The sequence below is a fragment of the Ochrobactrum sp. PL_is501 genome (assembly GCF_055816895.1).
This window is the reverse complement of the sequence record NZ_JBVPGR010000038.1, coordinates 287,856-310,338: the sequence shown is the minus strand read 5'-3', so window position 1 is coordinate 310,338 and position 22,483 is coordinate 287,856. Positions and strand designations below refer to the sequence as shown.

Sequence of the window (22,483 nt, the reverse complement as noted above, 5' to 3'; positions counted from 1 at the left end):
GTCCCCTCTTGCTTTCATTTTTTGAGGTTAAGGTTGAAATACCGGCTCCGCTCCCGTGCGAGCCATGTCCATGTAGATCTCCTGCAGACGGCGGGTGAGTGGCCCAGGCTTGCCGTCGGAGACCGTGTGATCCTGAATGCCGATGATCGGCGTCACGAAGCTCGATGCGCTCGTGAGGAAAGCTTCCTTCGCAGCCTTCGCCTCATCGACCGTGAACAGGCGCTCCTCAATGCGCAGGTTCTGTTCTTCCGCGATCTTGATGACGGCGCGGCGCGTGCAACCGGGCAGGATGGAGTGCGAATTTGGACGCGTTACCAGCACATTGTCATTGGTGATGATGAAGGCCGTTGAAGAGCCGCCTTCGGTGACGAAGCCGTCTTCGACCAGCCAGACCTCGTGGAAACCCTTGGCTTTCGCCTGCTTCTTGGCCAGCACCTGCGCCAGAAGCATGACGGTCTTGATGTCGCGGCGCGCCCAGCGCGTATCCGGCGCCACATCCACACGCACGCCGTTCTGCACCGATGGCGAGTTGGCAAGGTTCTTGGCCTGCGTGAACATGACGAAATTCGGCTTAATGTCGTCGGCATAGACGAAATCGCGCTCGGCTTCGCCGCGCGTCACCTGCATATAGACGACGCCTTCATGCAGTTCGTTGCGTTTCATCAGCTCGATCTGTGCCGCGCGAATATCGTCAAGCGAAGCAGGCAACGGTATTCCGAGTTCCTTGACGGAACGCTCCAGACGGGCAAGATGAAGCTCATTATCGACAAGGCGGCCATCGATGACAGCGCTGACTTCGTAAATTCCATCGCCAAAAAGAAAGCCGCGATCGAATACCGACACTTTTGCTTCGTTCTCAGCGACGAAAGCGCCATTCAAATAAATTACCCTGGCCAAAACACGTCCTCGGACATCTGTGTGATTGATTGGGCCGGACGGTAGGAAAAAACCTTTGGAGCTGCCAATGCTATGTTTTGCAATCACTATGCAGAAATTGCATAAGGGGAGGGCAGTAAGTGAGTAGGGCAGTAAGGCAGTAGGAAAGGTCTGGTTCGGACGTTTCCTAAACATATTGCCCTATTGCCATACTGCCTTATTGCCCTTTGCAAGAAAGGCCCACCCTAATGGAACTGAAATGGCTGGAAGATTTCATCGCGCTGGCGGCAACGTCGAGTTTCTCGCGAGCGGCGGATGCGCGTCACGTAACGCAATCCGCGTTTTCCCGCCGCATCAAGCAGCTTGAGCTCTGGCTGGGCGTAACGCTCGTCAATCGTGCGACCTTTCCGGCGGAGCTTACCCGTGAGGGAAAAACCTTCCTTCCTGTCGCGCAGGATACGGTTCGCCAGTTCTACAATACACGCAAGGCATTGCAGCCAAGCCGTGAGGTGCAAAACCCCGTTCTGACATTTTCGGCCCTGCACACGCTGACGGTTACGTTCTTTCCGCACTGGCTGAAACATATCGAGGATGATGTTGGGGGCATCCGCTCTCTGCTCAGCCCGGATCGCGGCGGCTTCGAAGACAATATCGCGACGCTGACGGAAGGAGAGGTGCATTTCTTCCTGACCTATGCGCATAGTTCCGTGCCGATCCTGATCGACCGCACGCAATTTCCCTATATCGTGCTGGGCACGGAACGGCTGATGCCGGTCTCGCGTCCTTCTTCGACGGGCCCTGTCCTGGATCACGCAGTCGCCAGCGGCGAGCCGCTGCCATATCTGAGCTACGGCGATTTTTCCTTTTTCGGCGCTGCCTTGTCGCAGAAATTTGCCTCAGGCACCGCGTTCAAGCGCCAGGTCGTTCACGAGAACACCATGTCGATCGGCCTCAAGGCCATGGCGCTTGCGGGTTGGGGCATGGCATGGCTGCCCGAGAGCCTCATTTATGATGAGTTGCAACGCGGCGAACTCGTACCGGCCTCTGCCGATCCCTATTGGGATTTTACGGTGGAGATCCGAATTTACCGTCACGATGCAGCACTTCCGGCCCATGCCGAAAGCTTCTGGGAATATTTGCAGGCAAAAGATAAGGCTATTTCCAAAAAGGGCGATTGACAGCGCCCCGCCGTCAGCGCTGTAAAAGGCACGCACATCTTCAGCCGGCAGCAGGGGAACATATCGCGGCATGAAAGTTACCATCGAACAGACGCTTGATCAGGCGGGTACAGGCGCATTCCAACGCGGTCTTCTGGGGGTGTTCGGGCTTGTCTGGGCCGCAGATGCCATGCAGGTGCTGGCCGTCGGCTTTACCGGCGCGGCCATCGCAAAGACGTTCGGACTGACCGTTCCGCAGGCGTTGCAGACCGGCACGCTGCTCTTCCTCGGCATGCTGATCGGTGCCGCCGTTTTCGGAAGGCTGGCCGATAAATACGGTCGCCGCCGCGTGCTTCTGATTACCGTCGCCTGCGACGCGGTGTTCGGGCTGCTTTCGGCGTTCGCGCCAAATTTTGGCATGCTGCTTGCCCTGCGCTTCATGACGGGTGTTGCAGTCGGCGGCACATTACCCGTCGACTATGCGATGATGGCAGAATTCCTGCCTGCCAAAAATCGCGGCCGCTGGCTGGTCATGCTTGAGGGTTTCTGGGCGGTCGGCACTGTTGTCATCGCGCTTGCCGCCTGGGCGACGAGCCTTGCGGGCGTCGAGGATGCGTGGCGCTATATCTTCATCGTCACCGCAGCGCCGGCTCTTATCGGCATCTGGCTGCGCCTGTGGGTGCCGGAATCCCCGATGCATCTTCTTAAATCGGGGCGCCCGGAAGAAGCCAAATCGGTGATGAACCGCGTGCTTCGCCGCAACGGCAAACCGGAATTGCCGCCGAAAGCCCGGCTCGAAGCGCCGCTCATGGTGACGAATGACAAGCTGCTTTCACCCAATCTGCGCCAGCGTACGCTGACGACACTGGCGATCTGGTTTCTGGTTTCGGTGTCCTATTACGGCATTTTCACCTGGATTCCGGCAAAGCTCGCCGGTGACGGTTTCGGCTTCGTCCGTGGCTACGGCTTCCTCGTCGTGGTCGCGCTGGCGCAATTGCCGGGCTACGCCCTTGCCGCCTATGGCGTCGAGGCATGGGGACGCAAAAAGACGCTGATCGCCTTCCTGTTCATCAGCGCTGCTGCCTGCGCTCTCTTTACCGTCGCCGACAGTTCGGCGGTCGTGGGCGCATCCATTCTCATCATGAGCTTTGCGCTGCTCGGCACATGGGGCGCGCTCTATGCTTTCACGCCGGAACTTTATCCGACAGCACTGCGCGCCAGCGGCATGGGAGCGGCAGGCGCGATGGCCCGCCTTGGCGGCCTGCTTGCGCCATCTGCGCTGGCGCTCGTCATCAGCCAAAGCTTTTATGTAGCGGTAGCACTGTTTGCGGGGCTTCTGGCGCTGGCCGGAATTATCGCTTTCTTCATCAATGTGGAGACACGACAAAAGGCGCTGGACTGATCACAAAATCCATTTGCCATGAAATAGCCACAAAAAGAACGGGCGTTCGCCGCAATTGAACAGCGGTTTATTACGTCTTCTGTCCAAAAAATCGCGTTTTACGACCAATCAGCGCGATTTTCTGAACGTCAGATTGAAGCGAAACGGACCCAGTTTTTCATGCTCGCCGCGCTTCAAGGCAAGTATGCCGTGGTAGAAGAGGCGCGACGGTCCGCCCCACACAACCACGTCGCCATGGTGCAGGATATATTTTGCGATCGGGTCGGTTCGCTTCAATCCGCCGAACTGGAAAGTCGCAGGCAGGCCAAGCGACGCGGAAACAATCGGATTGTTGAAATCCTGCTCGTCCTTGTCCTGATGCAATGAAAGTTTCGCACCCGGTTCGTAACGATTGATGAGGCAGGCATCCGGCTCGAAATCAGGATAGCCGGCTTCTCTGGCGGCAGTTTGGGCAAGCGCGCGAAAGGCATCCGGCATGGCAGGCCAGGGCAGACCGGTTTCGGGATCGTTGGTGCTGTAACGATAGCCGGTTCGGTCCGTAACCCAGCCGAAATCACCGCAATTCGTCATCGCGACCGACATGCGATAGCCGCCGGGAGTCGTCATATGCCGAAAGGGTGCGGCGGCAGAAACATCTGCGACCGCTTTCAAAACAGCTTCCTCGGCGGAAAGCGCAAAGCCGCGCAAAAGCATGGCTCCGGGCGCAAGAATTTCACGCGGTTCAGTCTGGTCGAAAAGGTCTCTCATAAAAGCTTTCTAGCACGAGATTGGAAAGCTGCCTCCCGAAACCTGCTTTCAAACTGAAACGGCCCTGAATCGTGGCAAGCGGGGCCGAATAGGCACTCCAGTCTGCCCCGACCAAAGCTTTTCGCCGTGCCGTGTCGGAAATCCGTAAAAACTATCTCTGAGGAAGGTGGCACAATGAAAGCGGCCCGGCTTTATGCGGCGAAGGATTTGCGGCTCCGACCTGCATAATTTCATGACCGGCCAGTGGATCAGCCGCTCGCCTTCGGTCGCTAGCCATGAATTTGCGGGCGTTGTGACCGAAACCGGCGCTGGCGTGACCGGTTTCATACGGCCAAGGGGGTGAAGGCCCCGACGCGGCGCGTTCCGACTTCCGGTTTGTTGCATTCCGGCTACATCGGCGCTGCCGTCGTCAGCCGTCATATATCAGCCTCTTGCTTACGCGCTCCAGTCCTGCAAATTCAGCGTTCGTGGTCCATCCCGCAACAGGGATTCCGGGGCCGGATCGGGGAACGTATGAACACCGGGTCAGTCAGTTCAAGACCGCTCGCAGGCATCGCCCTTGCTTGTGGCGGCTACGCTTGTTTCGCCCTTCAGGATGCGATGGTGAAATGGCTCGTCGCAACCTATCAGGTGCCGCAGATTTTGTTCATGCGCAGTCTGGTGATCGTGCTCATTACCGGCGTGCTGATACGGTATCGCCGTCATCCGTCGATTTTCAAAAGCCCTTATCGCAATACCATCGTGCTCCGCGCGGCGTTGATGCTCGGCGCATGGTTGCTGTTCTACAATGCGGCGCGCCATCTGGAACTGGCAGAACTGACCACGCTCTATTTCTCCGCGCCGATCATGGTCATGTTCCTGTCGATCCTCGTTCTCAAGGAAAAGATCGGGCCGGGGCGGTGGATCGCCTGCGCGATCGGTTTCATTGGCGTGACTGTGGCTGCGAACCCAACCCATTCGCCCAATCTCATACCCGCTGCCATGTGCATCGTTGCGGGCTTCTGCTGGGCATGGAGCACGATCCTGATCCGGCTCGTCAGCCGCAGCGAAACCACGATGACGCAGATGTATGCCACCAGCCTGCTGTTCGGTCTGGCCTGCGCGCTGTCCTTTCCATGGACATGGCAAGAGCCTGACCTTTCAGGCTGGCTTCTGATGATCTGCCTCGGGCTGGTGTCAACGCTCGGCCAGTTCCTTCTTTACGAAGGGTTTCGCCATGCACCCGCCTCGGCGCTTGCGCCTGTGGAGTATAGCGGGCTGATCTGGGCCTTTATCTATGGCTACCTGATCTGGGCGGAAGTGCCGGCAACAAATGTTTTTGCCGGTGCATTCCTGATCGTGCTGGCAAGCCTGCTGCTGATCGCCTGGGAGCAGCGGCAGGCCAACTTGCGCAAACGCCGCGCCCCCTGTTGACGAGAGGTCAAACCGCGTGCGCGGTCTGACCGACCGGCAGCGGGAACAGCTTGTCATATGCGATATTGAACACAAACGCATAGACCAGATAGAAGACGACAATCGCGATATCCATCACAAGGGCGGTAATCAGCGAGATTCCCAGATACCAGGCGATGAACGGGATCAGGAGCACGATCAACCCGCCTTCGAAAAGGATCGCGTGCAGCACCCGGACAATCATGCTCTTGCGGACGCTGCCGGTAAAACGCAGCATCGCCTTGTCGAAGCCCAGATTGAACAGAAAATTCCACACGGTGGCGGTCGTCGCTGAAACAATGCCGATAACGCCCATGTCTGCGGCTGGCTTGTCCAGAATGAAGGCGGAACCGGGTATGAAGATCGCCAGACCGATGATTTCAAACATCATTGCGTGGCGGACACGGTCCATAAAACTGCGCATTTCCTTTAATCCCTGTTGTTAATGCGCGTGCTTCTATCTTATTCTACCGATAAGAAAAGTTAGATACTATCTGGATTTGCGATAGATGAGCGTCGAACTGGAGCAACTTGAAGCCTTTGTGGCCTCTGCGGACCACGGCTCGTTCTCTGCTGCCGCGCGGCATTTGCGCAAGGCGCAGTCTGCCGTGAGCGTTCTGGTCGCCTCGCTGGAGGATGATCTCGACGTCAAGCTGTTCAGCCGCGCTTCCCGCAATCCGGTGCTGACGGAGGCGGGCATACGGCTGCTTCCCGAAGCGCGGCTGCTGCTTGCCCGGCGCGAACATCTGGTTTCCGTCGCCCGGAACTTTGGCGACCATGTTGAAAGCCGCCTTGTGGTCGCAATTGACGAACTTTATCCTGAACCGGCTATCGCGACGCTGTTTTCGGCATTTGCGGAAGAATTTCCGCATGTCGAACTGGAACTGAAATTTCCGTCCTCAACCGCCATAAGCGGTCTTGTGCTGGAGGGCAGGGCAGACCTCGGCGTCATGTGGCGGGCTGAAAACATGCCGGATGAACTGGGCTTCCACACCATCGGCTGGGTGCCGCTGGTGCTGGTTTGCGGGCGTGAGCATCCGCTGGCGCACACCGCAGTCAGTTGGGAAGATTTGAGATCGTTCCGCCAGATCATGGCCCGGAAGCACAGCGATACGGCTGAAAGCCGCCGCCTGCGGGTCGGCGCGGAGGTCTGGTGGGTGGAAAGCCACTGGGTCATCCTGCAAATCCTCACGCGAGGGATCGGCTGGGCGTTCATTCCCGAACATATCCTGCAGGACTCACCGCTGGCGCCGCAACTCGTCATGCCCAAGCTGCAATTCGATGAAGGCGCGCATCCGGTCGCGCTGGAGCTTATCTGGAACAAGCGGCGACGGCAGGGGCCCGCCGCGCAGTGGTTGCAGGAGCGCTTTGCCAAAAGCCGGTTTTGAGCTTTCGGCAACGGCGATCAGCCGCGCCAGGACAGGAAGCGCCTCTCGATCTGCCCGATGACGAAATTGACGATCAGCCCCATTACCGACAGGATCGTCACCCCGGCGAACAGCTTTTCAAGATCGTAGAGCGATCCGGCTTCCAGAATATAGGAACCGACGCCGAACTGGGCGCCCAGCATTTCGGCAGCGACCAGCAGAATGATGGCGATGGAGATCGACACGCGCAATCCTGACAGGATCGCCGGGAATGCTCCCGGCAGGATGATCTTGCGCACGATGGACCACCATCCGAGGCCGAAACTCTGGCCCATGCGCACGAGCGAACGGTCCACATTATCGACCGCGCCGTAAGTGGCGACGACGGTCGGCGTGAAGGTGCCGAAGGCAATCAGCATATATTTGGACATTTCATCAATGCCGAACCAGATCACGAAGAGCGGCAGAAGCGCGATCTTCGGGATCGGGAAGAGCGCGGCCACAAGCGGCACCAGACCGGCCCGCACATAGCTGAACAGGCCGATCATCACGCCGAGACTGACGCCAACCGCGATGCCGAGGCTGGCGCCAACGACAAGCCGCCGCAGCGACGGCAGCAGATGCTGCCACAAAAGGCCGCTCTGCCAGAGCTGGACGAAGGTTTCCAGCACGGCAGACGGGCGCGGCAATGTCAGATTGGAGATGAAGCCGCTGCGGGTTCCGATTTCCGCCAGCGCCAGCAGCGCCACGAACAGGATCAGGGCCACATGGCGCACTGGCTGGGGCGCGAAACCGCCGCCCCGGAAAGGCACGGGGTGGACAGACACTGGGCGGGCAGTCTGGCTGGACTGTTTCACGTCTGCGATCTCAACCATTGATCAGCTCCTGATCCGCTGCCTGCGCTTCCGCCCGCATCAGTTCCCAGAGCTGCTTCTGCTTTTCCTCAAGAACGGGATCGCCGAGATGACGTTCGGAAAGGGGAATATCGATGTCGACAATTTCCCTGATCCGTCCGGGCCTGCGCGACAGCACCACCACCCGATGACCGAGCCGCACGGCCTCGTTGAGATTGTGGGTGACATAGACGGAGGTGAATGGCTGGCGCGTCCACAGCGCGATCAGATCATCCATCAGCAGTTCCCGCGTCTGGCTGTCGAGCGCCGACAAGGGCTCATCCATCAGCATGACGGCGGGGCGCACCGAAAGGGCGCGCGCAATCGCCACGCGCTGGCGCATGCCGCCCGAAAGCTGCTTCGGCAATGCTTGCCGGAAATCCGAAAGCCGGGTGCGCTCCAGAACATTGGTGACGATGCGGTCCATTTCGGCCCGGCCAAGACCGTGATCCTCCAGCACCAGCTTGATATTTCCTTCCACCGTGCGCCAGGGCAGCAGCGCAAAATGCTGGAAAACATAAGTGAGGGGATTGAGCGAATCCTCTGGCGGCGAGCCGATTTGCAGCACTTCGCCCGAGGATGGGCGCTCGAGACCGCCAAGGAAGCGCAGCAGCGTGGACTTTCCGCAGCCCGAAGGACCAATCAGGCAGACGATCTGCCCCTGCGGGATGGTGAGCGAGATATCATTGAGAACTTCGACCGGACCATAAAAATGGCTGATGTTTTTCAGTTGTAAATCCATTTCAACTCCAGTCCTCGTGCCCGACATGACGCGCCGGGCACGGCATGTTCATTCTCAAATCGTCTTGACGTAGGATGTGTCGAACAGCTTTTCCTGCGTGACAGCTTCCTTGACCATGCCTTCGGAGCGGAACCAGTCAAGCTGTTCCACGCAGCTATTGAGCGACAGGGCAAGCCCTTTGTTGATGCGCATCGCGCCGTCGATCAGGTTCTGCTTCGCAGTCTCGAAAGGGCTGTCGCTTTCGACATATTTGTGCACGATCTTGGCGATGTCGTCGCGCGCCGCATCGTCTGCCGTGTTGTCGACGAAGGCCGCATTATAATCATCGATTGCCCTGGAATAGGCTTTGACGAAAGCTTCCGTCATGGCGCGCTCTTCGCTCGCATTTCTGGTCGAAGTGAATGCCGTCGTGACCTGATAATCCGGCGCATAATCGGAGACGATGCCGATCTGCTTTGCAGCACCCTCGCGGGTCAGCTTCTTCGCGATATTGGGCTGGATCGCCCAGGCGTCGATCTGCCCGGTCGACAGGGCGCCGACCACGGCACCCAGCTTCTGCAACGGACGCAACTGGATTTCAGACAGCGGGATATTGTTGGCCTTGGCAATCTTGTGCGCCATGAAATGGAACGACGACCCCGCCGTGGTGATGCCGAAACTGTGTCCCGCCAGCTTGGACGGTTCGGTCAATCCGCCTTCATAGGCCTTGTTGGAAGCCAGAATGATATTGCCGGTAATGCCTTTTTCTTCTGCCAGCGCTCCGCCGATCACCTTGATCGCGCCCTTGTCGGCCAGGCTGATCAGGCCGCCGCTCATCGCAGTCACGCCAAAATCGGCATCGCCGGAAGCAATGGCGACGGCCATGGGCTGGGCGGCTTCGAAGAATTTCAGTTCGATATCAAGCCCGGCATCTTTGAAATAGCCGCGCTCATGCGCGATATAGCTCGGCGCATGGCTTGCCAGATGAAGCACCGCCAGATTTCGCGTCGCGGCGCGGGCAGGGGAGCCGAAAGCCGCACTGACGCCCAACGCGCCAAGTCCCATTAATGTCTGACGGCGTGTCAGGGTGAAATCCATGCTGGCTCTCCTCCGATGCGAGTGTCGGCCCGGCGCAACAGATTTCCTGCGAAGCCAGACAAACAAAATTTCATTACGTCTCTGCCATGGAAAAATATGGAAGATTGCTTTCGCATAAAGCCACGAGGCGGGATTTTCAATAAGATTAACGACCAGCTTCCGGTTCTGCCGGCATCAATTTTGGTAATTTTCTCTGCATACCGCCTCGCGATTTGTGCGCGGCGGCATGCAGGGGGCATGCAGGGGCGGGGCATGTGCGCCACCCGGTTTTCGTTATTTGTCTTTAAGCGACAGCCAGCGGGTTGCGTGCGCATTCATCAGATTGTCGGTGTAGCCTTCGACCCTTTCAGATACCAGCGCTTGCGACGATGGATAGAGCACGGGAATGATTGGAACTTCCTTCAGCAGAATACGCTCGGCCTGGGCAAGTGTTTCAGCCCGTGCCTTGGCGTCGGTCATGGTTTCCGACTTCCTAACCAGCGCATCAAAATCCTTGTTCGACCAATCGGAGGTATTGAAATAATTGCCGGTCGTGAACAGGCTCAGGAAGGAATAGGCGTCGTTATAATCGCCGATCCAGGCCTGATAGGCGAAATCATACATGCCCTTTTCATGCAAATAGTTGAAATAGGTGGTGCTTTCGACCTCATCCTGCACAGCTTCGATGCCGATATTTTTCAGCATATCCGCAACGGCAATCATGGAATTCTTGTTATTGACCGAAGTGGCGTAACGCAGCTTCACCGACAGGCTGCCAGGCGTGACGCCCGCCTCCTTCAGCAACTCCCGCGCCCTGTCTTCACGGTCGAGCATATCCTGATCCTTATAGTCCAGCATAGGTGCATTCGCGACGTAGTTTTCGGTGCCGGGGGGCACCAGCGAATTGCCGGGCAACATCATGCCCCGCCTGATTTTTTCAGCTAGAAACTTGCGATCTATTGCCATCGAGATCGCCTCGCGTACACGCGGGTCGCGCAGCTTGCTGTCCGGCTCGCCTTTGACAGCCAAATAATAGGTGCCGAAATAGGGGGCGACGCGCAGATTTCGCCCCAGACTGGACTTGATGTAATCCATTTGCTCGGCGGGAACCGTGCCGCAAATGTCCATTTCTCCCGCCTCGAACCGTCGCATGCACGAAGCCGGCTCTTCAAATGGTACCCAGTTCACCACGTCGATCTTGACCGTCTTGGCATTCCAGAAATAGGGATTCTTTTTCATGACGATCTTCGCATTGGGCGTGAAGCTCTCCAGCGTATATGCGCCGTTCGACACCATATTGCCGGCCCATGTGAACTTCTCGCCGTATTTTTCCACGGCCTTCCGGTTCAGTGGCAATGTCGTCTGATGGGTCATCAGCGAAAGGAAATATGGAGTGGGTGAGGCGAGGGTGATTTTCAGCGTATGATCATCCAGCGCTTCAACGCCAAGCTGATCAAGTGGCAGCTTGCCGGTATTGATTTCTCTCGCATTTTTAATGGCATAAAGAACGTTGGCATAACCCGCGGCTGTTTTTGGATCCATAACGCGGTGTAATGAATATTCAAAATCTCCGGCAGTGACCGGGTCTCCGTTTGACCATTTTGCATTGCCACGCAGATGGAACGTGTAGGTCAGTCCATCGGGGGAGATATCCCAGGACTGCGCTACACCCGGTGTCAAACCTCCCTTGGCATCTTCCGTGACAAGCCCCTCGTAGAGATCATTCAGCAAAGCGGCTTCATAGACCGTCGTTGTATGATGCTGATCCAGTGTGGACGGATCGTTGCCACTATCGCGATTGAGTACGGTTTCGGCTGATGCCAGGCCCGTTAACGAGAACCAGCAAACGCCTGCAACAAGGAAACTACGATACATGAAACCCTCCAGGAATGGTGCGGTCAGAACAGTGATCGCAAACTGGTAACACTGTATCCGCAGGTGGGAGGACTTACTATTTTAAGTAATTGCCAATATATTATTGCTACAAAATACATAAAGAACAGTTTTATATATACAAAATTTAAGTAAGTACAAATTGCGATTATGGAAATCAAATTTTATTTTATATACTTCTGCAATCTGGTCGATATATCGATCAGTTCTTTAAATTTTTTAACTAATTGTGAGGGGTCATGAGATTTACTTCTTTAATAATAAGCGCAGCCGCCACCACATATGGAGTTTCAGCAGCCCACAGTGCTGACGCGATAGTCGCGCCGGAGCCGGAAGCGGCGCAATATGTCCGGGTCTGCGACGCTTACGGCAAAGGATTTTTCTATATTCCTGGTACTGAAACATGCCTGCGGATTCATGGGTATGTCCGCTACAGCATACTGGGCGCCGAGGATGTGTACGCTCGTGGTTTTACAGACAAGGACGGAACGCCTTATCTCAGCCGCCCGAGCCAGCGCGACACCTGGGAAAACTCCACTCGCTTTACACTGCGTGCAAGCACGGCATCCGAGACGGAGCTTGGGACGCTTAAAACCTATGCAGAGGCGCGCTTTCAATGGGGGGATGGTGAAGATTCCACCTCCACTGGCTCGCTGCGCACCGGCTATATCGACTTAGGCGGCCTTCGCATTGGGCTCGACTATTCGGCATTCACATCTTTCGTCGGCTTTCTCGGCGACGTCCTCAATGACGACGTGATCCTGTCCGGTGGCTATCGCACGAGTCTGATCAGTTACACATATTCTGGCAAAAATGGCTTGTCGGCGGTCCTGTCGCTGGAGCAGGGCAACAATGGCGATACGGATAAAGCATATGGTTTTGAAGGCACCATAAGCGATTACACACCGCACGTCGTCGGTGGCCTGAAATATGCCAAGGACTGGGGAGCGGTGATCGGAGTCGCCGCTTACGATGCCCGCAATGAAGAATGGGCCGGCAAATTGCGCGGCAATCTGAATATTACCGACCGTTTTTCGGTATGGGCGATGGGCGGCTACAAGTCCAACAAGGACCGTTACATCGATGTCAAGGGCGAGGACGGGCAAATTGCCGGTCAGGTTCTCGCGAAGAGCAGCTTTTACGGCCAATGGGGCGGAGACTGGGCTGCGTGGGGTGGCGGCGCCTACAAATTAACTGACAAGGCCGTCGTCAATGCCCAGCTTTCTTACGACGCCACGAACACTTTCTCCGCAGCTGCGAATGTCACTTACGAACTGGTTCCGGGCTTCACGGTCATACCGGAAGTTACCTATGTACGGTGGCGTGACAATAAATCCGTTCTCAACGGGTATGATGCCTGGCAGGGCATGGTACAATTCCAGCGAACATTCTAAGATTGAGAGAAGCGCCTGAGAGGGTGCTTCTCGCTTTTTGTGCGAATGCAGATCATTGCGAGGGAGGTAATTCAAGTCCGTAGGGTAATGAAATCCAGATTACCGTTTGCGCTTCCGGAGAGTGACGTGACAGATGGCCTTTGCCATGTGTGTCAGTGACTAACACAAAGCTGCCAGCCGAGACATGTCGTATTTCGCCGTCACTCGTCTCGTATTCGACTGAGCCATCAAGTCTAACAGTCAGAACTGGTTCCGGCACCTTATGCCATGCCACTTCTCGCATCCCCGCTGGGATGTGAGTGATGCGCACGCGAGAGGCTGGGTAGCTGGCGGTCACATCAAAGGGAACCGCTTCCGGATGCACCGACCGCTTAGTGGTCGGCAAATCAATCTCATCGAAATGAGATTCCCCGTCCGGCGAGGCGTATATGCGCAGGCACTTCATCGAGGGTATCCTTTCGAAAGATATGAACAGGCAACGAAGGTGGAGCGTCTGTCACAGCGGCAGAAGTAACCAGCGTCTTCTCCCGGCGCGCGATAACTTCCGGGGCGTTCATGTAAGCTGTGCGGGATTTACGTTCACGCTTCTGATGATACCCGTTGCCCCGACTTCCATCCGGTATAGCAAACATGTGGTTTGTTTGTCCCGTACGATGTGGTCCATGTGTGCTACGCTGGAGTTCTCGACCGGCCTGCATCTCGGCCACGATCGAAAGCATGTTATCCAGCCGTTTGTTCTCGACAACAAGTGAGCGATGTATTGAGCGTAGCTTGTCAAATGTTCTGGAGGGTAGGGTGTCTGTGCCTTGCGTTCGGGCGCAAAGTCCACAACCCCGTCTGCGTCATCCGTTGCCGCAACGTCTCCCTGCTGCTACAAAGCTGTGGCGACCAAGTTGAAAAGTCCGCTTTTGTGCAAAGTAGAAATGTCATTGTGATGCCACATGTAAGGTCAGCCCCCATTTCGAGTGGCTGGTCGGGGTTGCAAGCGAGGAATGGGGGCGGGTGAAATACGCCTTTGACTTTAGCTTTCTCACTCACAGGCACTGCTTCCGGTTCGCCTTCAACAGTGGTCATTCGACCAATGGTTTAACTAGAGACTTTTCCATTAGAAAGGTACGTTCTTCACCGTAGAGGATTTCGCGCACGTCCCTGTAACCAAGACGAGCATAAAAGCTTCTCGCAGTCAGAGACGCTGGAACCCTGAGAAGATTAAAGTTTTGATTTGTTGCGGCTAATTCGACTGTCTCCATGAGGCATCGTCCAACCCCAGCTCCTTGAGCCGAAGGTGCTACAAAAACCGTCCGCACGGTATCGTTTTCAAGGCTGGCTGTTCCCACTACAACACCGTTAATAAGGGCAACCCAGACGGTTCTCCTATTAATCAACTCGTGTACAGCTTCAGCAGAGAAGTTTGCAGAGACCTGCTCTATCACTGATGCGGGATAGTCTCTCGAATTTGAAACTCTGATCGTATCTTTAACAATGTTGCTAATCGTAAGGGCATCCCAAACGGTAGCTCGACGGACTTCTATCATATTGACCATGTTTGTAAGATTAATAGAAGGGTCTCTTATGTCAATCGACAGCTTCCATCCGCGCCAATGCCTTCTTCCGGCGTGCAATGATAGCTGGGTCATTGATGATATCAATTCGTCGCCCTGGTTTACGGCCATTCGGCTGATACCCATGTTTCTGACTGTTGGTCTTCACCTTTGGTGGTGCCATCTGCTCTTGCTGCTCCTTAATGAAAGCAAGAACTTCGCCAAGCCGTTTATTCTCGACAATGGCAGTATGGCTCACACGCTGATCCATATCAAACATCTTAAAATCCATCCCATCTGCAAACTCCCACATCCTAAAATGCGGAGAGTGTGACATTCTTACTTTGCAGAAACAGGACATTTTAATTTTGCGGCTACAAAATCCAATCACATAATATGTATTATGGAACTTGCGAAATAAGGTGGCAGTCTGGATGTCGCGCTTCCAGTTCACCATCATGCACCCGAGCACCCTCAGCGGATCGCAGTTGCAGCTGATACGCCAAATCTAATACCGGCACTGCGGCAAGCCCTCGCTCTTGCTGCCTTCAAAACCCGTGATGGAAGATGAGTGTAATCAATTCAGCATTCAACGGATATGCTGCGGCGACTTACATATTCTTTTTCTTCGACTTGAAACCGTTGTCGTAAACTTCTTCTGCCATACGTCGGAGCGAACGTCCGATAGCGCCGATAGCGACCAAGGGTTACCGAGCGTGAAAACGGCGAAGGCAAGAGGCAAACAATATAAAATCTGCAAAGAACTCAACACAAGCATGAATTAAAAATTTGAAATCGCACCACGTAAATGTTCTATTTCAGAATACAAGCAACATCCCTACGACGATCTCTGATAAAAACTTGAAAGTGATTAATGTTGAAATCATTGGCCTGGATACACGCGATGCGGACATAAACAATGTCAGATACCCTGTTCGAGACGAATGGGCAGGCTACATATCGTAGGATGAATACAGGCTGAAGATAATGAACGAAGCGCATGTACCCCATATCGTCGTCATTGGTGCCGGTTTTGGCGGATTGCAACTGGTCCACGATCTCAGAAGCGTCAATGTCCGGATAACGCTGATCGATCAGCGCAACCATCACCTTTTCCAGCCGCTTCTCTATCAGGTTGCGACCACCATCCTTGCCACGTCGGAAATTGCCTGGCCAATCCGCCACCTGTTTCGTGACCGCAAGGAAGTCACCACGCTGTTGGGTACGGTGACGGGCGTGGATACCGAATGCCGTCAGGTGCAACTCGAAAACGGCACAGAAATTTCTTACGACATGCTCGTAGTCGCGACAGGAGCTCGTCACGCTTATTTCGGCAACGACCAGTGGGAGGCTTTGGCTCCAGGATTGAAGGCCCTTGAAGATGCGACCACCATTCGCCGCCGCCTGCTTCTGGCCTTCGAGCGGGCGGAACGTGAGACAGATGAAGCGAAAAGGCAGGCGCTGCTGACATTTGCCATAGTAGGTGGCGGACCGACCGGCGTCGAGCTTGCCGGCATTATCGCAGAGCTTGCCAAACAGACCATATGGCCCGAATTCCGTAATATCGACACCAGGCAGACGCGCGTGATGCTGCTAGAGGCCGGTCAACGCATTCTGGCTGCATTTCCCGAAGATCTGTCTGAATATGCCTTGAAAGCACTCGAAAAACTGGGCGTGGAAGTACGCCTTGGAATTCCGGTCAAGGAAATTACAGCGGATTGCGTCACTGTCGGTGAGGAGTTCATTCCCTGCCGGACGGCAATATGGGCGGCAGGCGTTGCCGCCTCCCCCGCCGCTACATGGCTGAATGCCGAGAGCGACCGCGCAGGACGTGTGAAGGTTCTATCCAATCTCAATGTTCCCGGCCATGAAGATATCTTCGTCATCGGCGATACGGCATGGGTTGAGGGGCCGGACGGCAAGCCGGTTCCGGGCATAGCACCGGCTGCCAAACAGCAAGGCGCCTATGTTGCTACAGTCATAAAAAGCCGCGTCGAAGGACAAACGCCGCCGATGCCGTTCCGTTACAAGCATCAGGGCAATCTCGCCACCATTGGCAGAGGCGCTGCTGTGGTTGATATGGGGCGCTTCAAGCTCAAGGGGATCATCGCCTGGTGGTTCTGGGGCATCGCGCACATCTTCTTTCTCATTGGAACGAGAAGTCGTGCCGCCGTCGCCTGGAGCTGGCTGTGGACCTATATTTCCGGCCAGCATAGCGCGCGATTGATAACGCAAGGCAAGCCAGTCGAACGATGAATACCAGACGGCCCCGCCGAAAGCGGGCCGCTTTTCTTTCAGGCCAGCGGCAATTGAGATTGATCTGCCATCCGTGTTGGAGGAGCACAATGACACTGAAACTCTACCTGCATCCCTTCTCGTCTTATTGCCAGAAGGCAATAACGGCCTTCTATGAAAAGGACATAGCCTTCGAGGCACAAATGCTGGATGGCACCGAACCGATTGCCAGCGAATTCGCTGCGCTTTGGCCGTGCGGCAAATTTCCAGTTCTGACAGACAATGGAAAGCTGGTCTTTGAAGCAACAGGGATAATCGAATACCTCGAAGCCGCCTATCCGCATACCAGACGACTGATCCCGTCGGACCCGCTTGCCAGTGCCGACGTGCGCATGTGGGATCGTTTTTTCGATAATTATATTCACTACCCGCTGCAACGCCTTGTCTTCACGGCTCTTGGCCGTGAGCATGATGATGGCGGCCATCGCTGGAGAGCGATGTTCGACACCGCCTACGGGTTTCTGGATCAGCACATGGAAGGCCGGGAATGGGTCGTCGGCGATAGTTTCAGCCTCGCCGACTGTGCCGCCGCCCCTCCTCTCCTCTACGCCGACTGGAGTTATGTCATTCCTGAAAAATTTGCGAATGTGCGTGCCTATCGCCAGCGACTGCTTGCGCGGCCAAGCTATGCCCGCGCATTGGACGAAGCACGGCCGTTCCGTCATCTGTTTCCATTGGGAGCGCCCGAGAACAGAGACTAGAGCGGTTCCTGTTTGAACGGAATCGTTGTTTTTCCGCATTTCCGAACGCAAACCGCTTCACACTTTTGCTGGAAATACTTTAGCAAATATCTTTATCGAAAGGCTTACAGGTCTTGCATGAATTCGTGCAAGACCACGGCCTGATTATGTTCCTCATCTTTCGCGCCATATAGCAGCGTCAGGTGGTCGCCTCTTGTGCCAGCCTTGGAGATCAATTCCTTCACGGCAGGCTTGTTGGCTTCCAGCTCTTCGCGATACTTTTTCTGAAAATCATTCCATTTGGCCGGGTCGTGGCAGAACCATTTGCGAAGATTGGTCGACGGAGCAATATCCTTGGCCCATACATCAATATCGGCCTTCTCTTTGGTCATGCCGCGAGGCCATACGCGATCCACGAGGACGCGATAGCCATCCTCCGGTGAAGGAGCATCATAAATCCGTTTCAGCACAATCGTCGTCATATAAACGGCCCCTCGATACAATACGGATACATATGGAGGCCGGTTCCAACCCGGCAAGCCCCGCTATCATAAACAGAAAAGGCCGCTGCAGATCGGACAACATCCATGTCCGACAGGCAACGGCCTTTTGTTGCAAAAACCGACTGCGAGGGAGCCGTCGGTTATCGCACAAAGCGGAAAGCTTACTTCTTGGCCGGAGCGGCCTTCTTGTGCGACTTCTTGGCGGTGTGATGCTTCTTGTGAGCAGCCTTCTTCGCATGATGCTTGGCGGCCGTCGTGTGCGTTGCAGCAGCCGGAGCAGCGCTAGCAGCACTTGCCGTCAGGACAGGAGCAGACAGGCCCAGAACAACAGCAACGCCAAGAGCAGAAATAAGGGACTTCTTCATTTTCCGGTTCCTCAATTGGTTTTTCCGTTCGGGATCTTTCCCGCCGGTGGTAAAGCAGTTTCCTGTCCGCCTGGATCAGCCATGTCAGGTTTCACCCCCAGAAGTTTAAGGGCTTCGGCGTAGGCGCGCAGGCCTTGTGCCTCTCTTCTGCTTGAGCAGAATTTCATCCCCCTCTTCTGCAAGGCTTCCGCCTGACGAGCCTGCCGGGTTTCGGCGCGACCGGAAAGCGCGGTTTGCAGTTGATGCTGAAGCCTGTCACACCGTTCGCTGCGTGTTACGAGTTGCGCTGCCATCACTCCGTTGGGAAGCGGAAAGGACAGCAGGCCCGCAAGACAAAGCGTTGAAAGAAACGGTCTCGCAGCTATTTTCGATTTGAAAATCGACTTGAACATACGATTTTAATCTTTCATCGGGCTTCAGTTTCTTCAGCGGGTTCGTTATGACAGGCCTTGTTTTCCCTTGTTTTTCATCTTTGTTACATTTTGTTTCTGAATTGTAGCGCGCTCCAGATGCCGGTTGAAAACTGAAGCGACAGGCTTTTTATCGTCGCAATCCGGGCGCTACTATCAAGTGAATCAAAGCTATTATGGAAGCTGCAAATTGAAAGAAGACGCCCACGTTCTGATCGTCGATGACGACAAAGATATACGTGACCTTCTGCACGAGTTTCTCAAGCGGCGCGGTATGCGTGTCTCCATCGCTCAAAACGGTGAAGAGATGCATGATGTGATGAGCCGGACGGCGATTGATCTGATCATTCTCGATGTCATGCTTCCGGGCAAAAGCGGTATTGAAATTTGCCAGGATATCCGTCGCCATTCGCGTGTGCCGATCATCATGCTGACGGCAATTGCCGACGCTGCCGACAGAATACTGGGCCTTGAAATCGGTGCCGACGACTATCTGGCCAAACCGTTCGATCCGCGCGAACTCCTTGCCCGTATCCGTGCCGTGCTCAGGCGTCTGGAGAACAACCGTGCTCCCAGTCGCCCTGTCACTCACAGCTACCGCTTTGCGGGCTGGACGCTCGACTGCGCACGCAGACGGCTTACGTCCCCTGCTGACGTGCGTGTTGAACTCACGACTGCCGAGTTCAATCTCCTCGAAGCCTTCGTCAAAAGTTCGCAGCATATACTCAGCCGCGACCAGCTTATGGAAATGGCTGGAAGCCAGGCTGTATACGGCTATGATCGCAGCGTCGATATTTTGATCAGCCGGCTGAGGCGCAAGCTCAACGATGACTCCCGCTCACCCAGAATGATCCTCACCATTCGCGGCGGCGGTTATCAGTTTGGACATCAGGTCGAACTGGAATGAGATTACCCTTTCCACGTTCTCTGCCGAGCTGGCTCATTACAATTCTGATCAGTGGCCTTGTGATAACGCAAATCGCAACGCTGTGGATTGTTTCGCAGGACCGCAAGGATGCCAACAATGCGCTGGAGCTCTTCCGTCTCAGCGAAAGAGCGACATCGCTCGTCAAACTTCTCAACACGACGCCGCCCGGCGACTGGAACAGCCTTGCTTCTCGCTTGGCCAGTTCAGGTCAGGGCATCACCATTACAGCGCGACCCGATGTGCCGACTGTTCTGGCGAGCGAGGAAGATCTTGCAGAACTTGAAGATGTCCTTGTTGCACGTCTGGCACGTTACGGCGTTATCGATGCTCGCATAAGCCGGGACACGCTTGCTCGCGGCACGCACGCCATCGCGGTTCAGCCGACTGACAGCAGCGATATCGGCGATGTTGAAAAGCAGATCAACGATCTTGCCGCAACGACGAACCTGAGCGCCAGCCTGACCACTTCCCTGCAATTCGGCGATGGACGCTGGATAAATTTCATCACGCGGTTAACTCCGGCTGATCCGATTATCACTGCCGAAACCATACCGCTTTTTGCACTTGTGGCGCTTAGCGTTGTTCTGGTCGCAATTTGGGCCACTCGCCGGCTTACAGCGCCCTATCGGGTGCTGGAACACGCCGTACATCGGATCGGCGGTGACCTTAAAAGCCCGCCATTGCCCGAAGACGGCAGCCGGGAGTACAAAGCCGCGGCCAAGGCCGTGAACACGATGCAATCGAAGCTGCTAGATTATGTGGCTGAACGCGAGCAACTTGCCGCTGCCCTTGCGCATGACCTGCGCACACCGCTCACGCGCATCCGCCTTCGCCTGGCTCTTGTTGAAGATGAAGCCCTCTCAAAGTCGCTGGCCAAGGATATCAACGATATAGAAGCGATTTCTCGTTCGGTCATTGATTTTGCGACATCAGAACTGGCCAATGAACAAAAGGAAAAGGTCGATCTCTGGTCGCTTCTCCTTTCCATTGCAGATAACTACCCGGACGCAACGCTGGATGAAAGAAATTCCGACATATTGGATGCCATAGCTTATTGTCAGCCAGTCTCTGTTCAGCGCAGCATCACAAACCTCATTGACAACGCCATTGCCTATGGCGGCAAAGCGAAACTGGCGCTCCGCCAGGACAATAATGAGCTTGTGCTGAGTGTGAAGGACAATGGACCGGGAATTCCACCTGACCAGATCGAGGAAATGTTCAAACCCTTCAATCGGGCGGAAAAGTCCAGAAATCGGGACTCAGGCGGCTTCGGTCTGGGCTTGACTATCGCCCGCAACGTGGCGCGTGCCAATGCAGGCGATATTCTTCTGAAAAACGATCCGTCAGGCGGATTGATCGCTGAACTGCATTTGCCGGTCTGGCAGGGATAGCCCCCGAGGATTGACCTCGGGGACAATTATTCATGCAAAAACAGTGTCGACGGCTTTTTTCGTAGCTGCAACAATCTTGTCCGCTTCCTCTGGCGTGAGGCAAAGCGGCGGCGCAAACCCGAGAATATCGCCTTCCGGCATGGCTCGCCCGATAACGCCATTGGCCAGGAGCGCCGTTGAAACCTGAGCGCCGATTTTGAGCGACGGATCAAAGAATCTGCGGTCGTCACGATCTTCCACAAATTCGATTGCGGCCATCAGGCCTTCGCCACGAATTTCCCCGACATGCTTGTGATCGCCGAGGGCATCCTTCAGTGCCTTGCGGAAATAAGCGCCTGTGGAACCGGCATTTTCGACCAGCTTCAATTCATCGATGAGTTTGAGATTGGCCACGCCTGCCGCTGCGCAGATCGGATGAGCAGAATAAGTCCAGCCATGGCCGATCGGCCCCATCTTGTCTGATCCCTGAACCAATACCTGCCACATAGGATCCGATACAATCGAACCGGAAAGCGGCGCATAGGCTGAGGTCAAACCCTTTGCGATGGTGATCAGGTCGGGCTTCATGCCATAGTGGTCGGAACCGAACATGCTTCCAAGGCGACCGAAGCCAGTGACCACTTCGTCAGCAATCAGCAGAATATCATAACGATCAAGAACGGCCTGGATCTTCTGCCAATAGCCAGACGGCGGCGGAACGATGCCGCCGGTTCCCAGAACAGGCTCGCCAATGAAGGCTGCGATTGTATCCGGGCCTTCGGCAAGGATCATCTCTTCGAGCTTGTCGGCGCAATGTTGCGAGAACTGTTCCTCGCTCATAGAGCGATCCGCACGGCGGAAATAATACGGCGATTCAGTATGCAATACCGGCGCGCGCGGCAGATCGAATGCGTTGTGGAAAGTCGCAAGACCAGTCATGCTGCCCGTCATCACGCCGGAACCGTGATAGCCGCGCCAACGGGAAATGATCTTCTTCTTTTCCGGGCGGCCCAGAATATTGTTGTAGTACCAGATGAGCTTGATGTTGGTTTCGTTCGCATCCGAGCCCGAAAGGCCGAAATAAACACGGCTCATATGGTCCGGTGCGCGGTCGATGATCATCTTGGCGAGCGTGATGGACACTTCCGTGCCATGACCGACATAGGCGTGATAATAGGCAAGCTTGCGCGCCTGTTCTGCAATTGCATCCGCTATTTCCGTGCGACCATAACCAACATTGACGCAATAAAGCCCCGCGAAAGCATCCAGACTTTTGCGACCGTTCACATCTGCAATGTAAACGCCCTCCCCGCCTTCCAGCACGCGCGTCGGCGTTTCACCCCGCGCATGCATCCCCATCTGGGTGGAGGGATGAAAGAAATGATCCCGGTCCCAAGCGGTCAGCTCATTGCTATTGTTCAACATGGGTATGT

Annotated in this window: 22 protein-coding genes and 3 pseudogenes; 10 read left to right on the top strand and 15 right to left on the bottom strand. The window is 55.4% G+C overall.

The annotated features are described in order from the left end of the window. Window positions 1-27: 27 nt before the first annotated feature. Window positions 28-897 carry a D-amino-acid transaminase gene (locus tag AC0TOF_RS18655; RefSeq protein ID WP_122002382.1) on the bottom strand — a complete coding sequence of 290 codons (870 nt, stop codon included), beginning with the start codon at window positions 895-897 and terminating at the stop codon, window positions 28-30. A gap of 227 nt (window positions 898-1,124) precedes the next feature. Between AC0TOF_RS18655 and AC0TOF_RS18650 the strand changes: the two genes are divergently transcribed. Together AC0TOF_RS18650 and AC0TOF_RS18645 are read left to right on the top strand one after the other, a co-directional pair. Next, window positions 1,125-2,054 (top strand): LysR family transcriptional regulator, encoded by a 930-nt coding sequence (locus AC0TOF_RS18650; protein WP_473769348.1) that lies wholly within the window; start codon window positions 1,125-1,127, stop codon window positions 2,052-2,054. Between the two features lie 70 nt (window positions 2,055-2,124). Beyond that, window positions 2,125-3,435, top strand: a complete 1,311-nt coding sequence (locus tag AC0TOF_RS18645; RefSeq protein ID WP_473769347.1) for an MFS transporter — start codon at window positions 2,125-2,127, stop codon at window positions 3,433-3,435. Window positions 3,436-3,543: 108 nt separating this feature from the next. Here AC0TOF_RS18645 and alkB read toward each other — a convergent pair whose 3' ends face one another. Beyond that, a complete protein-coding gene (gene alkB, locus AC0TOF_RS18640; protein WP_473769346.1) occupies window positions 3,544-4,182 on the bottom strand; it encodes a DNA oxidative demethylase AlkB in 639 nt (212 codons plus the stop codon). A 205-nt stretch (window positions 4,183-4,387) separates the two neighbouring features. On the opposite strand from alkB, the pseudogene AC0TOF_RS18635 reads away from it, so the two are divergent. Both AC0TOF_RS18635 and AC0TOF_RS18630 read left to right on the top strand, forming a co-directional pair. After that, window positions 4,388-4,507, top strand: a pseudogene (locus AC0TOF_RS18635) (alcohol dehydrogenase catalytic domain-containing protein); the annotation flags it as partial. 188 nt (window positions 4,508-4,695) lie between these two features. Beyond that, complete coding sequence (locus AC0TOF_RS18630) at window positions 4,696-5,595, top strand: DMT family transporter (protein ID WP_473769345.1); 900 nt, start codon at window positions 4,696-4,698, stop codon at window positions 5,593-5,595. A 7-nt stretch (window positions 5,596-5,602) separates the two neighbouring features. Here AC0TOF_RS18630 and AC0TOF_RS18625 read toward each other — a convergent pair whose 3' ends face one another. Then, window positions 5,603-6,037: a PACE efflux transporter gene (locus AC0TOF_RS18625; protein WP_473769344.1), complete on the bottom strand. Its 435-nt coding sequence runs from the start codon at window positions 6,035-6,037 to the stop codon at window positions 5,603-5,605. A gap of 85 nt (window positions 6,038-6,122) precedes the next feature. On the opposite strand from AC0TOF_RS18625, the gene AC0TOF_RS18620 reads away from it, so the two are divergent. Beyond that, the gene (locus tag AC0TOF_RS18620; RefSeq protein WP_473769343.1) at window positions 6,123-7,001 is read left to right on the top strand and encodes a LysR family transcriptional regulator; all 879 of its coding nucleotides are present in this window, start codon (window positions 6,123-6,125) and stop codon (window positions 6,999-7,001) included. A gap of 17 nt (window positions 7,002-7,018) precedes the next feature. Here AC0TOF_RS18620 and AC0TOF_RS18615 read toward each other — a convergent pair whose 3' ends face one another. From AC0TOF_RS18615 to AC0TOF_RS18600, 4 genes are all read right to left on the bottom strand, one after another. Then, window positions 7,019-7,855 carry an ABC transporter permease gene (locus tag AC0TOF_RS18615; protein WP_473769342.1) on the bottom strand — a complete coding sequence of 279 codons (837 nt, stop codon included), beginning with the start codon at window positions 7,853-7,855 and terminating at the stop codon, window positions 7,019-7,021. Then, window positions 7,848-8,615, bottom strand: coding sequence for an ABC transporter ATP-binding protein (locus AC0TOF_RS18610; protein WP_473769341.1), 768 nt, complete (start codon window positions 8,613-8,615; stop codon window positions 7,848-7,850). The genes AC0TOF_RS18615 and AC0TOF_RS18610 overlap by 8 nt, the downstream gene beginning before the upstream one ends. Window positions 8,616-8,669: 54 nt before the next feature. Beyond that, the gene (locus AC0TOF_RS18605) at window positions 8,670-9,692 is read right to left on the bottom strand and encodes an ABC transporter substrate-binding protein (RefSeq protein ID WP_473769340.1); all 1,023 of its coding nucleotides are present in this window, start codon (window positions 9,690-9,692) and stop codon (window positions 8,670-8,672) included. 273 nt (window positions 9,693-9,965) lie between these two features. Next, window positions 9,966-11,546: a peptide ABC transporter substrate-binding protein gene (locus AC0TOF_RS18600; protein ID WP_473769339.1), complete on the bottom strand. Its 1,581-nt coding sequence runs from the start codon at window positions 11,544-11,546 to the stop codon at window positions 9,966-9,968. Window positions 11,547-11,803: 257 nt separating this feature from the next. Between AC0TOF_RS18600 and AC0TOF_RS18595 the strand changes: the two genes are divergently transcribed. Continuing rightward, the gene (locus AC0TOF_RS18595) at window positions 11,804-12,958 is read left to right on the top strand and encodes a porin (protein ID WP_473769338.1); all 1,155 of its coding nucleotides are present in this window, start codon (window positions 11,804-11,806) and stop codon (window positions 12,956-12,958) included. A gap of 52 nt (window positions 12,959-13,010) precedes the next feature. On the opposite strand, the gene AC0TOF_RS18590 is transcribed toward AC0TOF_RS18595, so the two are convergent. The 4 genes and pseudogenes from AC0TOF_RS18590 to AC0TOF_RS18575 all read right to left on the bottom strand — a co-directional run. Then, entirely contained in the window at window positions 13,011-13,403 is a 393-nt protein-coding gene (locus AC0TOF_RS18590; RefSeq protein WP_473769337.1) for a cupin domain-containing protein, read from the bottom strand. A gap of 55 nt (window positions 13,404-13,458) precedes the next feature. Next, a pseudogene (locus AC0TOF_RS18585) lies at window positions 13,459-13,752 on the bottom strand (ISNCY family transposase); the annotation flags it as partial. A 276-nt stretch (window positions 13,753-14,028) separates the two neighbouring features. Continuing rightward, on the bottom strand, window positions 14,029-14,595 hold the full coding sequence (locus AC0TOF_RS18580; protein ID WP_473769336.1) for a GNAT family N-acetyltransferase: 567 nt from the start codon (window positions 14,593-14,595) through the stop codon (window positions 14,029-14,031). After that, window positions 14,534-14,776: pseudogene (locus AC0TOF_RS18575) on the bottom strand (ISNCY family transposase); the annotation flags it as partial. The pseudogene AC0TOF_RS18575 and the gene AC0TOF_RS18580, both read right to left, overlap by 62 nt. A gap of 710 nt (window positions 14,777-15,486) precedes the next feature. On the opposite strand from AC0TOF_RS18575, the gene AC0TOF_RS18570 reads away from it, so the two are divergent. Both AC0TOF_RS18570 and AC0TOF_RS18565 read left to right on the top strand, forming a co-directional pair. Next, the gene (locus AC0TOF_RS18570; RefSeq protein WP_473769335.1) at window positions 15,487-16,755 is read left to right on the top strand and encodes an NAD(P)/FAD-dependent oxidoreductase; all 1,269 of its coding nucleotides are present in this window, start codon (window positions 15,487-15,489) and stop codon (window positions 16,753-16,755) included. A gap of 89 nt (window positions 16,756-16,844) precedes the next feature. Then, complete coding sequence (locus tag AC0TOF_RS18565; protein WP_473769334.1) at window positions 16,845-17,495, top strand: glutathione S-transferase family protein; 651 nt, start codon at window positions 16,845-16,847, stop codon at window positions 17,493-17,495. Window positions 17,496-17,599: 104 nt separating this feature from the next. Here AC0TOF_RS18565 and AC0TOF_RS18560 read toward each other — a convergent pair whose 3' ends face one another. The 3 genes from AC0TOF_RS18560 to AC0TOF_RS18550 form a co-directional block, all read right to left on the bottom strand. Beyond that, the gene (locus AC0TOF_RS18560; RefSeq protein ID WP_473769333.1) at window positions 17,600-17,956 is read right to left on the bottom strand and encodes a DUF488 domain-containing protein; all 357 of its coding nucleotides are present in this window, start codon (window positions 17,954-17,956) and stop codon (window positions 17,600-17,602) included. Window positions 17,957-18,138: 182 nt separating this feature from the next. Beyond that, the gene (locus AC0TOF_RS18555; protein WP_473769332.1) at window positions 18,139-18,342 is read right to left on the bottom strand and encodes a hypothetical protein; all 204 of its coding nucleotides are present in this window, start codon (window positions 18,340-18,342) and stop codon (window positions 18,139-18,141) included. 11 nt (window positions 18,343-18,353) lie between these two features. Further along, complete coding sequence (locus AC0TOF_RS18550; RefSeq protein ID WP_122002439.1) at window positions 18,354-18,734, bottom strand: hypothetical protein; 381 nt, start codon at window positions 18,732-18,734, stop codon at window positions 18,354-18,356. A 208-nt stretch (window positions 18,735-18,942) separates the two neighbouring features. Here AC0TOF_RS18550 and AC0TOF_RS18545 point away from each other — a divergent pair, with 208 nt between their 5' ends. Together AC0TOF_RS18545 and AC0TOF_RS18540 are read left to right on the top strand one after the other, a co-directional pair. Beyond that, window positions 18,943-19,659 (top strand): response regulator transcription factor, encoded by a 717-nt coding sequence (locus AC0TOF_RS18545; RefSeq protein WP_122002440.1) that lies wholly within the window; start codon window positions 18,943-18,945, stop codon window positions 19,657-19,659. Continuing rightward, window positions 19,656-21,071, top strand: a complete 1,416-nt coding sequence (locus AC0TOF_RS18540; RefSeq protein WP_473769331.1) for an ATP-binding protein — start codon at window positions 19,656-19,658, stop codon at window positions 21,069-21,071. The genes AC0TOF_RS18545 and AC0TOF_RS18540 overlap by 4 nt, the downstream gene beginning before the upstream one ends. A gap of 30 nt (window positions 21,072-21,101) precedes the next feature. Here the strand turns inward: AC0TOF_RS18540 and AC0TOF_RS18535 are convergent, their stop codons facing one another. Beyond that, on the bottom strand, window positions 21,102-22,475 hold the full coding sequence (locus AC0TOF_RS18535) for an aminotransferase (protein ID WP_473769330.1): 1,374 nt from the start codon (window positions 22,473-22,475) through the stop codon (window positions 21,102-21,104). Window positions 22,476-22,483 lie beyond the last annotated feature (8 nt).

Bases quoted from the DNA above. Each gene is read 5' to 3' on its own strand.
- AC0TOF_RS18630 (WP_473769345.1), top strand. From the start codon at position 4,696: ATGAACACCGGGTCAGTCAGTTCAAGACCGCTCGCAGGCATCGCCCTT.
- AC0TOF_RS18605 (WP_473769340.1), bottom strand. From the start codon at position 9,692: ATGGATTTCACCCTGACACGCCGTCAGACATTAATGGGACTTGGCGCG.
- AC0TOF_RS18620 (WP_473769343.1), top strand. From the start codon at position 6,123: ATGAGCGTCGAACTGGAGCAACTTGAAGCCTTTGTGGCCTCTGCGGAC.
- AC0TOF_RS18565 (WP_473769334.1), top strand. From the start codon at position 16,845: ATGACACTGAAACTCTACCTGCATCCCTTCTCGTCTTATTGCCAGAAG.
- AC0TOF_RS18625 (WP_473769344.1), bottom strand. From the start codon at position 6,037: ATGCGCAGTTTTATGGACCGTGTCCGCCACGCAATGATGTTTGAAATC.
- AC0TOF_RS18560 (WP_473769333.1), bottom strand. From the start codon at position 17,956: ATGACGACGATTGTGCTGAAACGGATTTATGATGCTCCTTCACCGGAG.
- AC0TOF_RS18645 (WP_473769347.1), top strand. From the start codon at position 2,125: ATGAAAGTTACCATCGAACAGACGCTTGATCAGGCGGGTACAGGCGCA.
- AC0TOF_RS18540 (WP_473769331.1), top strand. From the start codon at position 19,656: ATGAGATTACCCTTTCCACGTTCTCTGCCGAGCTGGCTCATTACAATT.
- AC0TOF_RS18535 (WP_473769330.1), bottom strand. From the start codon at position 22,475: ATGTTGAACAATAGCAATGAGCTGACCGCTTGGGACCGGGATCATTTC.
- AC0TOF_RS18550 (WP_122002439.1), bottom strand. From the start codon at position 18,734: ATGTTCAAGTCGATTTTCAAATCGAAAATAGCTGCGAGACCGTTTCTT.
- AC0TOF_RS18610 (WP_473769341.1), bottom strand. From the start codon at position 8,615: ATGGATTTACAACTGAAAAACATCAGCCATTTTTATGGTCCGGTCGAA.
- AC0TOF_RS18595 (WP_473769338.1), top strand. From the start codon at position 11,804: ATGAGATTTACTTCTTTAATAATAAGCGCAGCCGCCACCACATATGGA.
- AC0TOF_RS18570 (WP_473769335.1), top strand. From the start codon at position 15,487: ATGAACGAAGCGCATGTACCCCATATCGTCGTCATTGGTGCCGGTTTT.
- AC0TOF_RS18650 (WP_473769348.1), top strand. From the start codon at position 1,125: ATGGAACTGAAATGGCTGGAAGATTTCATCGCGCTGGCGGCAACGTCG.
- AC0TOF_RS18615 (WP_473769342.1), bottom strand. From the start codon at position 7,855: ATGGTTGAGATCGCAGACGTGAAACAGTCCAGCCAGACTGCCCGCCCA.
- AC0TOF_RS18600 (WP_473769339.1), bottom strand. From the start codon at position 11,546: ATGTATCGTAGTTTCCTTGTTGCAGGCGTTTGCTGGTTCTCGTTAACG.
- alkB (WP_473769346.1), bottom strand. From the start codon at position 4,182: ATGAGAGACCTTTTCGACCAGACTGAACCGCGTGAAATTCTTGCGCCC.
- AC0TOF_RS18590 (WP_473769337.1), bottom strand. From the start codon at position 13,403: ATGAAGTGCCTGCGCATATACGCCTCGCCGGACGGGGAATCTCATTTC.
- AC0TOF_RS18580 (WP_473769336.1), bottom strand. From the start codon at position 14,595: ATGACCCAGCTATCATTGCACGCCGGAAGAAGGCATTGGCGCGGATGG.
- AC0TOF_RS18555 (WP_473769332.1), bottom strand. From the start codon at position 18,342: ATGAAGAAGTCCCTTATTTCTGCTCTTGGCGTTGCTGTTGTTCTGGGC.